General features: G+C 69.6%; 15 protein-coding genes and 1 tRNA gene. 5 read left to right on the top strand and 11 right to left on the bottom strand.

Annotation, left to right across the window (positions count from 1 at the left end; translation table 11 throughout):
- Positions 1 to 4: 4 nt before the first annotated feature.
- Positions 5 to 820 (bottom strand): inositol monophosphatase family protein, encoded by an 816-nt coding sequence (locus tag BLR91_RS10635; RefSeq protein WP_089875363.1) that lies wholly within the window; start codon positions 818 to 820, stop codon positions 5 to 7.
- Positions 821 to 879: 59 nt separating this feature from the next.
- Between BLR91_RS10635 and BLR91_RS10630 the strand changes: the two genes are divergently transcribed.
- From BLR91_RS10630 to BLR91_RS10615, 4 genes are all read left to right on the top strand, one after another.
- Entirely contained in the window at positions 880 to 1,227 is a 348-nt protein-coding gene (locus tag BLR91_RS10630; RefSeq protein WP_089875364.1) for a hypothetical protein, read from the top strand.
- Between the two features lie 106 nt (positions 1,228 to 1,333).
- Positions 1,334 to 2,437 (top strand): AI-2E family transporter, encoded by a 1,104-nt coding sequence (locus BLR91_RS10625; RefSeq protein ID WP_089875365.1) that lies wholly within the window; start codon positions 1,334 to 1,336, stop codon positions 2,435 to 2,437.
- Between the two features lie 77 nt (positions 2,438 to 2,514).
- Positions 2,515 to 2,590 (top strand) — tRNA-Lys (locus tag BLR91_RS10620).
- Positions 2,591 to 2,785: 195 nt separating this feature from the next.
- The gene (locus tag BLR91_RS10615; protein ID WP_157694641.1) at positions 2,786 to 3,391 is read left to right on the top strand and encodes a hypothetical protein; all 606 of its coding nucleotides are present in this window, start codon (positions 2,786 to 2,788) and stop codon (positions 3,389 to 3,391) included.
- Here the strand turns inward: BLR91_RS10615 and BLR91_RS10610 are convergent.
- The 9 genes from BLR91_RS10610 to BLR91_RS10575 form a co-directional block, all read right to left on the bottom strand.
- On the bottom strand, positions 3,385 to 3,840 hold the full coding sequence (locus BLR91_RS10610) for a hypothetical protein (RefSeq protein ID WP_089875367.1): 456 nt from the start codon (positions 3,838 to 3,840) through the stop codon (positions 3,385 to 3,387). The genes BLR91_RS10615 and BLR91_RS10610 overlap by 7 nt on opposite strands.
- A 101-nt stretch (positions 3,841 to 3,941) precedes the next feature.
- Positions 3,942 to 5,063 carry a fatty acid desaturase family protein gene (locus tag BLR91_RS10605; protein ID WP_089875368.1) on the bottom strand — a complete coding sequence of 374 codons (1,122 nt, stop codon included), beginning with the start codon at positions 5,061 to 5,063 and terminating at the stop codon, positions 3,942 to 3,944.
- Between the two features lie 99 nt (positions 5,064 to 5,162).
- The gene (locus tag BLR91_RS20165; protein ID WP_018190543.1) at positions 5,163 to 5,333 is read right to left on the bottom strand and encodes a hypothetical protein; all 171 of its coding nucleotides are present in this window, start codon (positions 5,331 to 5,333) and stop codon (positions 5,163 to 5,165) included.
- 69 nt (positions 5,334 to 5,402) lie between these two features.
- Positions 5,403 to 5,873, bottom strand: coding sequence for a WapI family immunity protein (locus BLR91_RS10600; RefSeq protein ID WP_089875369.1), 471 nt, complete (start codon positions 5,871 to 5,873; stop codon positions 5,403 to 5,405).
- Positions 5,870 to 6,979 carry an acyltransferase family protein gene (locus BLR91_RS10595; RefSeq protein ID WP_018190545.1) on the bottom strand — a complete coding sequence of 370 codons (1,110 nt, stop codon included), beginning with the start codon at positions 6,977 to 6,979 and terminating at the stop codon, positions 5,870 to 5,872. The genes BLR91_RS10600 and BLR91_RS10595 overlap by 4 nt, the downstream gene beginning before the upstream one ends.
- Before the next feature lie 26 nt (positions 6,980 to 7,005).
- Entirely contained in the window at positions 7,006 to 7,848 is an 843-nt protein-coding gene (locus tag BLR91_RS10590; RefSeq protein WP_089875370.1) for an NAD(P)-dependent oxidoreductase, read from the bottom strand.
- Positions 7,849 to 7,892: 44 nt separating this feature from the next.
- Positions 7,893 to 9,161 (bottom strand): RNA polymerase sigma factor, encoded by a 1,269-nt coding sequence (locus BLR91_RS10585; protein WP_089875371.1) that lies wholly within the window; start codon positions 9,159 to 9,161, stop codon positions 7,893 to 7,895.
- A 14-nt stretch (positions 9,162 to 9,175) separates the two neighbouring features.
- Positions 9,176 to 9,517 carry a YciI family protein gene (locus BLR91_RS10580; RefSeq protein WP_089875372.1) on the bottom strand — a complete coding sequence of 114 codons (342 nt, stop codon included), beginning with the start codon at positions 9,515 to 9,517 and terminating at the stop codon, positions 9,176 to 9,178.
- Between the two features lie 114 nt (positions 9,518 to 9,631).
- A complete protein-coding gene (locus tag BLR91_RS10575) occupies positions 9,632 to 11,029 on the bottom strand; it encodes an MFS transporter (protein ID WP_089875373.1) in 1,398 nt (465 codons plus the stop codon).
- 173 nt (positions 11,030 to 11,202) lie between these two features.
- Between BLR91_RS10575 and BLR91_RS10570 the strand changes: the two genes are divergently transcribed.
- Positions 11,203 to 13,095 (top strand): glycoside hydrolase family 15 protein, encoded by a 1,893-nt coding sequence (locus BLR91_RS10570; protein ID WP_089875374.1) that lies wholly within the window; start codon positions 11,203 to 11,205, stop codon positions 13,093 to 13,095.
- Here BLR91_RS10570 and BLR91_RS10565 read toward each other — a convergent pair.
- A complete protein-coding gene (locus tag BLR91_RS10565) occupies positions 13,004 to 14,149 on the bottom strand; it encodes a hypothetical protein (RefSeq protein ID WP_089875375.1) in 1,146 nt (381 codons plus the stop codon). The genes BLR91_RS10570 and BLR91_RS10565 overlap by 92 nt on opposite strands.
- Positions 14,150 to 14,243: the final 94 nt, after the last annotated feature.

Raw genomic sequence — 14,243 nt, 5'->3', positions numbered from 1 at the left:
CAGCCTAGGCGAGCGGCCCAGCGCCGGCGAGCGATTCCAGCAGGGCCGGGTGCAGCAGTCCGTTCGAGGCGAGCGACGACCCGTTCCCCGGGCCGGGCGTGCCGTCGACTGACGTGAACGTTCCGCCGGCCTCCTCCACGATCGGCATGAGCGCGGCGAGGTCGTAGGTCTTCACGCCGAACTCGGCCACCGCATCCACCAGACCCTCGGCCAGCAGCATGTACGACCACATGTCGCCGTACGCGCGGTCGCGCCAGATGCGGCGGGTGAGGGCGATGAGACGGTCGAGGTAGCCGGCTTCGTCCCACTGGGCGATGCTCTGGAAGCTGAGAGACGCGTGCTCGAGGTCGGCCACCCCGGAGACACGGATGCGGCGTGGCTCGGCGCCGGGCGCATCCGTCGTCCATGCGCCGCCACCGGTCACTGCCCACCAGCGCCGGCCCAGCGCGGGGGAGCTGACCAAGCCGACGCGTGGGACGCCGTCGACGGCGAGGGCGATCAGCGTGCCCCAGACCGGCACGCCGCGCAGATAATTGGCGGTGCCGTCGATCGGGTCGACGATCCACTGACGGGTCGTGTCGCCTTCCGTGCCGTACTCCTCGCCGAGGATGCCGTCCTCCGGGCGCTCGGCGGCGATCGTCTCGCGGATGGCGCGCTCGACGGCGAGGTCCGCCTCGGTCACCGGTGAGCGGTCGGGCTTCGTCTCGACGTGCAGGTCGCGGTCGAGGAAGTGCTCCAGCGAGATGCGGTCGGCCTCCTCTGCGAGCCGGAGGGCGAGGTCGAGGTCGGCGGCGAGGGCTGTGGATGCGGTGTCGGGCACGATCCGAGCCTAGCGTCGCGGCCTTGGCAGGGGACGTGGCAGAGGGTACCTGTGGAAACATGCGAAAGATCGTGTACGCAGGCTCAACGTTCTACACCGGGGATGCGCTCGCGGAAGCGCTGATGGACTACGCGCGGGCTCTCGCACGGCATGGCATCGCCGACACGGTCTTCGTGCCGGGCCGCACCATGCAGGGGGAGACCGACAAGGTGGAGCTGCTCGTCGGGCCCGCGAGTCAGATCGTGAGCGAGCCGGTGGAGCTCGTGGGGGTCGAGATCGAAGACGAGGAGCTGGTCGCGCGGCTGCGGGAGATGACCGCGCAGCTGGCACCGCGGAAGCCGGCGGCAGAAGTGGCGGACGGCTCGACCGGAGAACGGGACGATCGCCCGTTCGACGACATGCTCTGACACCCCCTCGGCACGTCCCCGCCGTCGCGCTCCCACGCCGGCGCTTGTTGCCCGGCATCGCCTCCAATACGCTCGCGGTAGCCCTGCGGGGCGGAGCGGAGGCACCATGCGTTTCATCCGGCGACCCGTGAGCGCGCGGGAGCGTGCCGCCGCCGCTGCTCCCGAGCCGCTGATGCGCCGCAGCCCGTTCCTGTTCGGCTACCTGATGGCCCTCGGTGCGATCGGCGCGGTCGCGACCGGCTTCATGCTGTACGGCCTGCGCTCGATCATCTTCTCGGTCTTCCTCGCGATGTTCGCGACCGTCGGGCTCGACCCGCTGATCCGTTGGTTCCAACGGCGCGGGGTGCGGCGCGGCTGGGCGATCACCACCGTCATCCTCATCATCGTCGCCGTGCTGGTCGCGATCATCTGGGTGGTGGTGCCGCTCATCGTCCAGCAGGTCTCGTTCCTGGCCACGGCCGTCCCGCAGGAGATCACCAAGCTGCGGGCCGAAGGCTGGTTCGACACCGTCAACGAGGCGAGCAACGGGGTCGTCGGCCAGGTCGTCTCCTGGATCTCGCAGCAGGTGCAGGACCCGCAGACCTGGGCGACCATCGGCAACGGGCTCGTCGGATTCGGCCTCTCGGTGCTGAACGCGGTCACCACCGGCTTCTTCATCGCCATCCTCACGATCTACTTCATCGCCTCCTACGACTCCACCAAGCAGGCCGCCTACCGGCTGGTGCGCCGCTCGCACCGCGACCGGTTCGAGAGCTACGCCGAGCGCATCCTGCAGAACTTCGGCAAGTACCTGAGCGGGATGGTCGTGCTGGCGTTCTGCAACTCGGTCTTCAGCCTCATCCTGCTTCTCACCACCGGCGTCCCCGGTGCCTTCCTCATCGCGCTCGCCGCGTTCTTCATCACGCTCATCCCGCTCATCGGAACGGTGCTGACGACCGCCGTCATGTCGGTGCTCGCGTTCATCCACTCGCCCGTCAGCGGCGTGGTGGTGCTCGTGCTGATGCTCGTCTATATGCAGGTGGAGGCGTACATCCTCACGCCGCGGGTGATGGGGAAGGCGGTGCAGGTGCCCGGATCGGTCGTCCTGATCTCGGCGCTCGCCGGTTCGACGCTGTTCGGTCTGCCCGGAGCGCTCGTCGCCATCCCGATCTCGGCGGGCATCATCCTCATCATCAAAGAGGTCGTGATGCCCCGGAAGGAGCTCCGCTGACCCGAGCGATCCTCGATTGGCGAGAACCGCGAAACGGATGCTAATGTTGAGCCTCGGTTCGGGTAACCGGATCGGATGCGCCTCTAGCTCAATCGGCAGAGCAATTGACTCTTAATCAATGGGTTCAGGGTTCAAGTCCCTGGGGGCGCACCAACGGAAAGCCCGGTCGCACCTAGCGTGCGGCCGGGCTTTTTCCATCCAGCCGGGCACAGCGTGTCGCCGAACTGTGAGTCGTTGCGCACTTCGTGTCGAGTGGTGAGCAGAGGTCGCGACTCGGTAGGGTTCGGCAGGGATGCAGCGGGGAGGAAGTGCGTGCGTCGTCGAGTCGTGACCGCGTGGGCGGCATCTGTGGCTCTCGTGCTCGTGGGCCTCGTCTCTGCGGTGGTCGCCGCCGTGAATCGTGTGGGTACGTCGTCGCTCGGATCATCGGCGGGGCTGACGCTCGGGGCCGTCATTCTCGGTGGGGGACTGCTCGCAACCGTCGTGGTGACCGGCGTGTGGGGCTTGCAGAACTTTCGGTGCCGGGCCGCACTGCATCGCCGGTATCCGGATGCGGTGGTGTTGACGGCGCGGCGGGATGACTTCCGCGACCTCATCGACGTCGACGCGCTCGGCATCCTGTATCGAGACATCCCGTTCTTCGTCGGCGTGGTCGTGGATGAGGACGGCATCTCGGCCTGGGCGGGCGGCGATCCCGGCGAGGCTCCCCGCATGCTGGCCTTGCTCCCGTGGAGCGAACTGGGTCCGCTGGAGCGCTCGGCGACGGAGAGCACCCTGCCGCGATACGTCCTCCGCTCGGAAGTCAACACAGGGGATGGCGTGGTGGCGCTGCAACTGAGCGTGAGCTCGGCGTGGTCGGGCGGCCTGCTCCCGCAGGGGCACCGGGCGTCGGGTGAAACCCTGGCGGCGCTGGAGGCGGTCCGAGGGCGGCCGGCGTCACCGAGACGTCAGTAGCGTCGAAGGTCCTCCGAATCGGTCGATCTGAGACGCCCGGGAAGCACGCCCCGAATTCCCCGACGTCCGGTCTCGACGTGAACGGAGCCGTCGTCGAATGTCAGCTCCACGCGCGATCGCCCGGGGCCGACCCATTCCCGTATGCGACCGGCGGCGACGGCCTCGATGGCCTTCTCCGCGAAGCTGATGCCGGGTTCGTCGTAGGCGAGCTCCCACCGACCGCCGCCTCCGCTCTCGACTTCCAGCACGATCCACTGGTCGGCGATGAGGGTCACGGAGCGAGCGCCCGGCCGGTGCGGGAGGACGCGGATCACTGGGATGCCGTCCGGCTGCTCGGCGATGACCCGAGCGCGGGACCCGACGATTCGTCGCGCGGCCGCCTCCAACCGTGCGAACGTCTCGGGCGTGGCGCGATCGAGCCACGCGTCCGGGTCCGCCGTCGATGCCACGCACCGACCCTAATCGAGCCGCCGTCGCACCCGCCAGCGCCGCCGACTCGTAAGTCGTTGCTCCGCGTGTCGACTGGTGACGTGATGTCGCATCGGGGCCGTCACTCCGTCTTCGACGCGACCTGGCGCAGCTCCAGGAGCGGGCAGCTGAACGGGTCCTTGTCTCCAAGGCCGACTTGGTTGATGTGGCGCGTGACGATCGCGTACGACTGCAGGAGGCCCGTCTCGGTGTAGCGGGTGCCGTTCGCGTCGCAGAAGGCGCGGATCATCGGTGCGGCCCGGCGCAGGTGGGGGCGCGGCATCGACGGGAACAGGTGGTGCTCGATCTGGTAGTTGAGCCCGCCCATCAGGAAGTCGATGGTGCGTCCGCCGCGGATGTTGCGGCTCATCAGCACCTGCCGGCGGAGGAAGTCGAGCTTCATGTCGTGCGGCACCAGCGGCATCCCCTTGTGATTCGGTGCGAACGACATCCCCATGTAGAAGCCGAACAATCCCAGCTGAACGCCGAGGAACGCGGCCGCCTTTCCCGGCGGGAGGACCAGGAGCACGAGGGCCAGGTAACCGAGGATGCGGACCGCGAGGAACGACACCTCCACGGCCCGGCGCCGCAGCTCACCGCGCGCGAACACCCGCCGAACGCTCGACGCGTGCAGCGACAGACCCTCGAGAAGCAGGATGGGGAAGAAGAACCAGCCCTGGTGTCCGATCAGCCAGCGCACCGGCCGGGAGCGTTTCGCCTCCACCTGCGCGGCCGTGAACGAGATCACCGGCAGCTCGATGTCGGGGTCGGCGCCCTCCTGGTTGGGATTGGCGTGGTGCCGCGTGTGCTTGTGCTGCCACCAGCCGTAGCTCATCCCGACGAACAGGTCGCCGACGATGAGGCAGATCCAGTCGTTCCAGCGACCGGACCGGAAGATCTGGCGATGGGCGGCGTCGTGGCCGAGGAAGGCGATCTGCGTGAAGACGAACGCGAACACCACGGCGGTGACGAGCTGCCACCAGCTGTCGCCGATGATGACGAACGCCGCGATCATGGCCGCGGTGACGACGGGGACCAGGATGAGTTTGGTCCAGTAGTAGCCGTAGCGGCGGTGCAGGAGACCGGCCTCGCGGACCATCGTGGCGAGTTCGGAGTAGCCCCCGTCACGTCCGGTCGAACGTGTGGCGGTCGAGCGTACGCCCGTGGGCTGGAGGCCCGTCGAGCGTGGAGACAGTTGCGACATTGCGGGCCCCGAATCGTTGCGAGTCGCGCCGGGGTCCGGGACGCTGTGTCGCTGATTCTACGCCGCCAATCACGATCGTGGCGGTATGGGGGCGACCTCTCAGGTGCGGTTGCGCTTGGCCAGCGTCGAGCGCCGCACCAGGCCGATCACCAGGGTCGCGATCACCAGCACGATGCCGATGATGCCCAGCCACAAGAGCCCCTTGATGGCGAAGCCGACGATCGCGAGGATCAGCCAGAGCACGATGAGGACGATCACCAGGATGAGCATGCACCGAACCTACTCCGCGGGCGGCAGGAAGTAACCCTGCTCCGCGCGGGAAGGCTGGCTCATGCCCTCCTAGAGCGCCGACAGCTCGGCCGCCCAGTGGGCGGCGAGCGACCGCAGATGACGGTGAGTGAGACGGAATGACACCGGATGGCCCTCCTCGAACCGAACCTCCTCCGTTGCCCAGGGCGGCGCGCCTTCGTGGGCGAAGACAATGGTGATCGTTGCGCCGTCGGTATCCACCTCACTCCGTTCGAAGCGCAGCGCTGGCTCGATGAAGTCCAGGGAATCGGCGTGCGACGGATCGCTCTCGTCGACGCCGCCGTCCCCGGCAGCCGCCAGCCACTTCTCCAGCGCCCGTGCCTCCTGGATCGTCAGGCACGGGTCCGTGAACCGCCACTCTCGTCCATCGACGCCGCCGTGCCCGCGGATCACCAACCAGTCGCCGTCGCCGATGCCGTCGCCTGAGCCCGGGGCCAGATCCGGAAACTGGCGATCGTCGATCGTCAGCTCCACGAACCGGCCGTCGCCCTCGAACCTCACACTCGGCCGGTGACCGTCGCCGGGCCCGCCACCCGCGGACGCGCGACCAGGCGGTGGTGGAAGCGCCGCGCCAGTGGGCGCTCCAGCGCGAACCACGAGACCGTCGCCGCTGCAACGGTGAGGGGGAGCGCCAGCAGGAGGGTGATGTTCGGGTCAGGGGCGAAGCGCACCTGGAGCAGCAGGATGATCGGGTAGTGCCACAGGTACATGCCGTAGGAGATGCGGCCCAGGTAGTCGAACGGCGGCAGCGAGAAGATCCGGGTGAGCAGCGAGCTCTGGTGCGTCACGAGGAAGGCGATGAGCGCGCACGTCGCGATGCCGACGGCCGGGAGACCGATCGTGTAGTACAGGTAGACCTTCTTCTCGGCGCCGGCTACGTTGAACTCGGGGACGAGCACCGCGACCGCGGCGAGGTAGACGAGTGCCGGGCCGACCGCCCACGCGGAGACGCGGCGGAGGATGTTCCCGGCGCCCGCGTGGAACGCGACCGCCAGCAGAGCGCCCATCAGCAGCATGTCGACGCGGAAGGTCGTCGCGAACGTCTGGTACAGGTTGCTCGGGTCGAAGACGAGGAAGCGCGAGACCACCACCGCGAGCACCAGCACGCCGATGAGGATGGTGAGGGCGCGCAGCGGCCGGCGGAAGCGCAGCGCCAGGATGACCAGCAGCGGCCAGAGGATGTAGAACTGCTCCTCGACGGAGAGCGACCAGAGCGGTCCGAACGCGCCGAGCGCTCCGCTGTTGGTGATGACGATGAGCCAGTTGGAGAAGTAGAACAGCACGCCCGGCGTGGACGACAGCGTCGCCGGGGCGAGCGTCCCGAACCGACCGGGGAGGAACAGCGCGATGGTGTCGACGACCAGCACGAGCAGCAGGAGCGCGGGGACCAGGCGGAGGATGCGGCGGCCCCAGAAGCGCAACAGGTCGATGCGACCCAGCTTCTCGTGCTCCCGGAGCAGCAGTGTCGTGATGAGATAGCCGCTCAGGACGAAGAAGACGTCGACGCCGAAACCGCCGCCGTGCATCCACGAGACATGGGCGTGCGCTGCGATCACCGCGAGGACGGCGAAGCACCGGATCCCGTCGAGTCCCTTGATTCTCTGCACAGGCAGAGAGTCTAGGTCACGTCGGGTCAGCGGTCGCGCGCGATCACCGAGAAGTCCTTGTCGCCGAGCCCCGCATCCACGGCACGTTGCAGCTCGGCGGCGACGAGGGCGGCCGCCGGGAGCGGGGCGTCGGCGGTGGCGATCATCAGGCGGAGGTCCTTGGCGAGCAGGGAGGCGGAGAACTGGGTGTCGTCGAAGTCGCCGGACGCCACGACGGGACCCTTCATGCCGGCGATCGGGGCGATGGTGGTCAGCGGAAGCATCGAGAGCACCTCATCGGTGGACAGGCCGCCGGCGGTGCCGAGCCGGAGGGATTCGCTCAGCGCCTCCATCGAGATGGCCAGCGCCAGGTTGGCCACCAGCTTCGCGGCTGCCGCCTTCTCGGGGCGATCGAAGGTGCGGATCTTGTCCGGGTCCGCCCACAGGGCCACGACGTTGCGGGCTTCGCGGGCGGCGTCGTGCTCCCCGCCGATCAGCACCGCGAGGCTCCCGGCACGTGCCGGGGCGAGCGAGCCGACCACCGGCGAGTGGATGTAGCGCACGCTCGCATCCTCGGCCCACGCCGCGAAGTCGGCCGCGTCGGAGGGCGCGACGGTCGTGACGTCGATCCACAGCGCTCCCTCCGGGACCGGCAGGGACGGCTCGATCACGGTCTCGCGAACGGCCTCCGGGCCGAACAGGACGGTGATGACCGCGTCCGCCCCCTCGATCGCCTCGGCGGCAGAGGACGCGATGTGCGCGCCCCGGCGTCCGACCGCTTCGGCCGGTTCGGGGGACCGGTTCCACGCGGTGACGTGGTGACCGGCGTCGATGAGGTGGGTGACCAGCTCGCGGCCCATGCGGCCGAGCCCGAGGAAGGCGATGTCCATGTCCTCCACTGTGCGCCTGAGGCAGCGCGCAGGGAAGGGGCGGGTCAACTCCGCCGGGTGAGCGCATCCTGTCGCGCGAGCAGGAACGCGCGCTCGGCGTCACCGCCGCACAGCGAGGCGGCGACGGCGTACTCGTCCGCCGCCTCGGCCGTCCGCCCGGCGCGCAGCAGGAGCCCGGCCCGCACGCCATGGAGCAGGTAGAAGCCGGCGAGCGGTTCGCGCAGCGGCTCCAGCGCGGCCAGCCCCGCGTCCTCTCCCTCCACCTCCGCCACGGCGACTGCACGGTTCAGCGCGACCACGGGCGTGGGGGAGGCGCGCAGCAGCTGGTCGTAGAGGGCGACGATCTGCGGCCAGTCCGTCTCGGAGGCCGTCGAGGCGTCGTCATGCACCGCTTGGATGGCCGCCTGCAGCTGATACGGACCCGGTCGCCCGCGCGCCAGGCACAGACGGACCAGCTCATGCCCTTCGGCGATCTGCTCCGCGTTCCAGCCGGACCGGTCCTGCTCGGGGAGAGGGATGAGAGCGCCGGCGGCATCTACCCGGGCCGCGCGGCGCGCATCCACCAACAGCAGCAGGGCGAGGAGACCGAGCACCTCCTCCTCGTCCGGGAGCAGGGAACGCAGTTCGCGCGCCAGCCGGATCGCCTCCGTGCACAGCTCCTCCCGCACGAGCCGATCGCCGGCGCTCGCTGCGTACCCCTCGCTGAACACGAGGTACACGACGGCCAGCACGGAGCGCAGCCGGGCGGGGAGGTCGTCGGCGGAGGGGATGCGGTACGGGATGCGCGCGTCGCGGACCTTCGCCTTGGCACGCGAGATGCGCTGCGCCATCGTCGGCTCGGGCACGAGGAACGCCCGGGCGATCTCGGCGGTGGTCAGCCCGCCGAGCAGGCGGAGGGTCAGGGCGACGCGTGCCTCCGGCGACAGGGCGGGATGGCAGCAGGTGAAGACGAGGCGGAGTCGGTCGTCGGCGATGGCGTCGGCGGCATCTGCAGAATCCGCACGGCCGTCGCCGGTCAGCTGCCGCAGCAGCATCGCCTCGGCTTCCTTCTCGCGCCCGACCGCATCCCGCCGCAGCCGGTCGATCGCTCGGCGGCGGGCGGTCGTGATGATCCAGCCGGCCGGTGCGGGCGGGATGCCGTCGCGCGGCCAGCGCTCGGCGGCGACGGCGAAGGCGTCCTGCACCGCGTCCTCTGCGCGGTCGAGGTCGCCGAAGACGCGGTACAGCACGGAGACGGCGCGGCCGTACTGCTCCCGGAACACCGACGCGATCGCGGCGGCGTCCGGCAGCGGAACCGCCACACCGTTCTCCATGCCGGGTGCTCCCGTCACTCCGCGAAGGGCCGCACCTCGATCGGCAGAGTGGTGGCCAGCGCGAGTCGCCTGCCCCACTCGAGCGCCGCATCCAGGTCTGGCGCCTCGACGATCGTGAAGCCGCCGAGATGCTCCTTGCCTTCGGCGAAGGGGCCGTCGGTGACGAGGACTTCGCCATCCTGCGGGCGCAGCACGGTGGAGGCCGACGCCGGGAGCAGGCCGTTGGAGAACACCCAGGCGCCGGCCGCACGGATGTCGGCGTTGAGGGCGTCGAGATCGCGCCCGATGGCGGCGAGCACCTCGGGCGGCGGGGCTGCTCCATCCGGCTGGTAGACGCTGAGCAGGTACTGGGTCATTGTCGTGTTCCTCTCCGGAGCGCCGCTGGGGAGGGCGCTCTCACCGTCTACACGAACACCCTGCCGCATTCTCGACAGCGGCGGCGGAATCCGCCGGAGTCTGCCTCCACCGGTTCAGGCGAGCGCGCGACGGTGGCGGTCCTCCGGCAGGAACAGTGCGGCGATCAGGCCGCCGACGCCGAGGATCGCCAGCACGGCCATCGCGGTGCCGTACGCCGCACCGCCCGCGTCGATGTTGGCGACGAGGATGGTGCCGGCGATCGCCGTGCCGAGCGTCGATCCCAGGTTGGACACGCTCCGCGACAGCCCGGAGATCTCTCCCTGGGCCTTCTCCGGGAACGCCGACTGCACGACGTTCACCGACGGCGTGAGCATCAGGCCGAGCCCGGCGCCGATCAGGAACAGCCCGGGCACGAACGACCACTCCGTCGTGCTCACCGCCACCAGCCAGATCAGCAGTACAACGCCGGGGATGCAGAGCACGAATCCGGTCAGGATGAGGCCGCGCTGCGAGAAGCGCTTCGCCAGCCTCCCGGCGATCAGCGATGTGAGGAGCAGTCCGACCGTCGCCGCGGTGAAGATGACGCCCGTCTCGATGGCGTTGTGGCCGCGAACCACCTGCAAGTAGGCCGACACCGTGAACGAGGTGCCCATCAGGAGCACCCACTGCAGGTTCTGGGTGATCAGCGCGATGTTCGACACCCGGTTCTTGAACAGGGAGGTCGACAGCAGCACCTCCTTGCCCGCGCGCTCACGGCTGCGCACCCACCAGAAGAAGAGGAAGAGGATCACGATCCCGGCGAGGACGAGCCCGATCATCAGCGGGACGCTGGTGTCGGCCGCGAGGATGCCGAGCACCAGCACGAAGAGTCCGAGGGCGGAGAGCACGGCGCCGACGACGTCGAACGGCCGGTCGGGGTCGGCGGGCACCGGGTCGGTCAGACGGCGGCTCAGCAGCAGGATGATCACGATGATGAGCGCCTGGAACAGGAACGCGGCGCGCCAGCTGATCGCGCTGGTGATCAGGCCGCCGATCAGCGGACCGGCGGCGGCGCCGATGCCGCCGAGCGCGCTGATAATCCCGAACGCCCAGGCACGCGTCGCGATGTCGGGCAGGTAGAGGGTGGTCAGGATGTAGACCGGTGGGATCAGCAGCGCCGTCCCGATCCCCTCGAGGATGCTGTTGCCGAGGATGAGAGCCCACAGCCCGGGGGAGAGCGCGCTGATGATCGCGCCGATCCCGTAGACGATGAGCCCGAGGGTGAAGCAGCGTTTCCGGCCGATCTTGTCTGTCAGCTTGCCCGCCGGGATCATCAGGGCGGCCATGGTCAGCAGGAACAACGTGATGCTGACCTGGATGCCCTGGACCGTCGTGTCGAGATCGCGCGACATGTCGTTGATCATCACGTTCATGTTCGAGCCCGCGAAGCTGCAGATGAACTGCGCGAGCGCGAGCGGCGCGATCAGGCGCCGGACCGATGCGTGCGAGACGCCGACGGCTGCTGCGGTCATGGTGACCTCCGATCGGGAGGGTGACCTCCGATCGGGAGGGCGGACTCCGCCCGGATCGTAGCTCCGCGGGTGCGACCCCGGGTAGACGGCAATCCGTCCGGCCCGGAACATCTCTCTCGCCGGTCGGAGGGTCGCGGGGTTACCATCCGGCCATCGACTGGAGGGACACCATCATGGCCGCAGACGAGCACGCCTTCCCGGATATCGCCGACCACGGCCTGATCGGCGACCTGCAGTCGGTGGCCCTGGTGTCGACCGAGGGATCGATCGACTGGTTCTGCTCACCCCGCTTCGACTCGCCCGCGGTCTTCTCGTCGCTGCTCGACCGCGAGAAGGGCGGGTTCTTCCGCATCCGGGCGGAGGACGACGGGATGCGGATCAAGCAGATGTACTTCCCGCAGACGGCCGTCCTCATCACCCGGTTCATGTCTCCCTCCGGGGTCGGCGAGGTGATCGACTTCATGCCCGTCGCCGACGAGCCCACCATCCCGAGCGACAACCGCGTGGTGCTGCGCGGCATCCGGGTGGTCCGCGGCGAACTCGACTTCCATATCGAGTGCCGCCCGCGATTCGACTTCGGCCGCCGTCACCACACGGCGAGCGCGGCCGACGGCGGCGTGGTGTTCGAGGGCGACGCGGTCCGCGCATCCCTTACCGGGCTGACGGCCGACGAGCTCGCTGCACTGGACCTCGCCGGCGGCGATGTGGATGCGACGGTCACGGTCGCGGCGGGAGAGCTCCGGCTCTTCGTGTTCCAGACCGCGCCGGAGTCCGGAGCCGAGCCGCTCACCGCGGACGCCGGGCAGGCGGCCTTCCGCGAGACCGTGGCGTTCTGGCGGGACTGGCTGCAGCGCAGCACCTACTCGGGCCGCTGGCGCGAGTCGGTGGAGCGTTCGGCGATGGTGCTGAAGCTGCTGCAGTACGCGCCGAGCGGCGGACTGGTCGCCGCACCGACGGCCGCGCTGCCCGAGCAGCTCGGGGGAGTGCGCAACTGGGACTACCGCTACACCTGGATCCGGGACGGCTCATTCTCGGTCTTCTCGCTCCTGGCGCTCGGCTACACCGAGGAGGCGATCTCGTTCGCGCTGTGGGTCTCCGATCGGGTCGCCGAGCAGGCCGGCGAGAGCTCCGGCCCGCTGAAGATCATGTACCGGATCGACGGCTCCTCCGACCTGGAGGAGCGCGAGCTGGAGGACTTCGAGGGCTACGCGGGGTCGCGTCCCGTGAACATCGGCAACGGCGCCGCCGATCAGCTGCAGCTCGACATCTACGGCGAGGCGATGGACGCGCTGTACGCCACCGAGGGCTACCGGCCGATCGGGCACCCCGGCTGGAGCAAGCTGTGCCGCATCCTGGACTGGCTGCTGGCGAACTGGGACCAGCCGGACGAGGGCGTCTGGGAGACGCGCGGCGGCCGCAAGGACTTCACCTACGGGCGCATCATGTGCTGGGTCGCCTTCGACCGGGCCATCGCCATCGCCCGCGACCGCGGCCTCCCCGCTCCTCTCGAGTCGTGGATCGAGGCGCGTGACGCCGTCTACGAGCAGGTGTTCACCCGGTGCTGGAACCCGGACCGGCAGGCGTTCGTGCAGTACCCGGGCACCGACGTGGTGGATGCGATCACACTGCTCATGCCGCTGGTGGGCATGATCTCGCCGCAGGACCCCATGTGGCTGTCGACGCTCGACGCGATCACCGAGGAGCTGGTGACCGACAGCCTGGTGTACCGCTACAACCCGGCCGCGTCGCCGGACGGCCTGCCCGGCGCGGAGGGCACGTTCTCGCTGTGCTCGTTCTTCTATGTGAACGCGCTCGCGGACGCCGGGCGCATCGAGGAGGCGCAGTACGCCTTCGAGAAGATGCTGACCTACGGCAACCACCTGGGGCTGTTCGCCGAGGAGATCGACCCGGCGGGGCTGCAGCTGGGCAACTTCCCGCAGGCGTTCACCCATCTCGCGCTGATCCGCGCGGCGATCACTCTGAACGCTGCGCTCGACCGGCAGCAGAAGCGAGAGGCGGCCCCTCCAGGCGCCCCGCGGACGACCTCCGGCCGACCGCGCCGCTGACGCGCAGGTAGACGATCAGCCAGGCGAACACGACGACGCCGGCGACGAGTTCGGTCGCGGTCAGCACGTAGTAGCCGACGACGAAGAACAGCAGGACGGCCACGATCGTCGCGAAGAACACGTAGCCGAGCACGAAGAATGCGACGGGAGCCTCGGGCAGCGCCGCCCGCACCCAGAAGACGACGAGCGAGAACACCAGCACCATCCCGACCGCCGACACGTTGTGCAGGACCTGCGAGACGTTCAGCGGGAACAGCCCGACCCCCGCGAGAAGCACCCCGATGAGGATGAGTCCGACGCGGACACGGATGAGCGCGGCGCGCCGACGGTCGGCGACCGGATCGCCCTCCGACGCCGGGGCCAGGAAGCGCGTGTCCGTCGCGTAGCGCGCCATCGCCGTGACGATCACGCCGGCGATGATCAGGGTCAGGTTGAAGGAGAGAGACGAGATCGACTGGGTCATGCCCAGTGCGCTCAGGTGCAGCATCCACCAGTGCGGGTCCGGGGCGCTCAGCATCGCTGTCAGGATGCCGACGATGACGAAGGCGGCGAGCACGGTGGACAGCCGCATCAGGCTCATGTTCACCGCCGACAGGAACACGGCGTACCCGGTGACGGCCGCCGCGGTCGCCGCGAGCGCGGACGCGGAGAGGAAGTACACGGTCGCGTCCTGGAACCCGTCGGCGAGCACCGTTCCGAGCACCAGCCAGCCGAGGAGCGCGATGACGCCGTGCGCGACGGCGATGGCGATGGTGTCGAACACGTCGACGGGGGAGATGCCCGCCCGCCGCCGCTCGCCGGGGGCGGCGAACGGGGTGAGGCCGTCGCGCATCCACAGCCTCCCGACCACGTACGCCAGCACGGCGACGATCCCGCCCGCGTACGCGACGAACTGGCCGACGGAGTCCGGGCCGGCGATCGGCAGGTCGCGACCCCAGAACAGCGGGAGGGCGACGATGCCCGCGAGGACGAACGACGCGGCGCCCGCGACGATGGCGGCCCCCTCCGCCTTGAGCAGCGGAGTGCGCCGCATCTGCCCAACGGTGTCGCCCATGTCACCACCTCGCCGGCCGGGAACGCGCTCACTGTACCGCCGTGCGGAGCGCGGGCACCAGGCAGCGTTCCCGCCGCCTGGGCCGACCGCGCGG

The organism is Leifsonia sp. 466MF (genome assembly GCF_900100265.1).
In the GTDB taxonomy this organism is placed as follows: Bacteria; Actinomycetota; Actinomycetes; order Actinomycetales; family Microbacteriaceae; genus Leifsonia.
The sequence above is the reverse complement of the archived record's forward strand: the minus strand, read 5'-3'. Positions and strand labels throughout refer to the sequence as shown.

Bases quoted from the DNA above. Each gene is read 5' to 3' on its own strand.
- BLR91_RS10630 (WP_089875364.1), top strand. From the start codon at position 880: ATGCGAAAGATCGTGTACGCAGGCTCAACGTTCTACACCGGGGATGCG.
- BLR91_RS10625 (WP_089875365.1), top strand. From the start codon at position 1,334: ATGCGTTTCATCCGGCGACCCGTGAGCGCGCGGGAGCGTGCCGCCGCC.
- BLR91_RS10605 (WP_089875368.1), bottom strand. From the start codon at position 5,063: ATGTCGCAACTGTCTCCACGCTCGACGGGCCTCCAGCCCACGGGCGTA.
- BLR91_RS20165 (WP_018190543.1), bottom strand. From the start codon at position 5,333: ATGCTCATCCTGGTGATCGTCCTCATCGTGCTCTGGCTGATCCTCGCG.
- BLR91_RS10590 (WP_089875370.1), bottom strand. From the start codon at position 7,848: ATGGACATCGCCTTCCTCGGGCTCGGCCGCATGGGCCGCGAGCTGGTC.
- BLR91_RS10585 (WP_089875371.1), bottom strand. From the start codon at position 9,161: ATGGAGAACGGTGTGGCGGTTCCGCTGCCGGACGCCGCCGCGATCGCG.
- BLR91_RS10580 (WP_089875372.1), bottom strand. From the start codon at position 9,517: ATGACCCAGTACCTGCTCAGCGTCTACCAGCCGGATGGAGCAGCCCCG.
- BLR91_RS10575 (WP_089875373.1), bottom strand. From the start codon at position 11,029: ATGACCGCAGCAGCCGTCGGCGTCTCGCACGCATCGGTCCGGCGCCTG.
- BLR91_RS10570 (WP_089875374.1), top strand. From the start codon at position 11,203: ATGGCCGCAGACGAGCACGCCTTCCCGGATATCGCCGACCACGGCCTG.
- BLR91_RS10565 (WP_089875375.1), bottom strand. From the start codon at position 14,149: ATGGGCGACACCGTTGGGCAGATGCGGCGCACTCCGCTGCTCAAGGCG.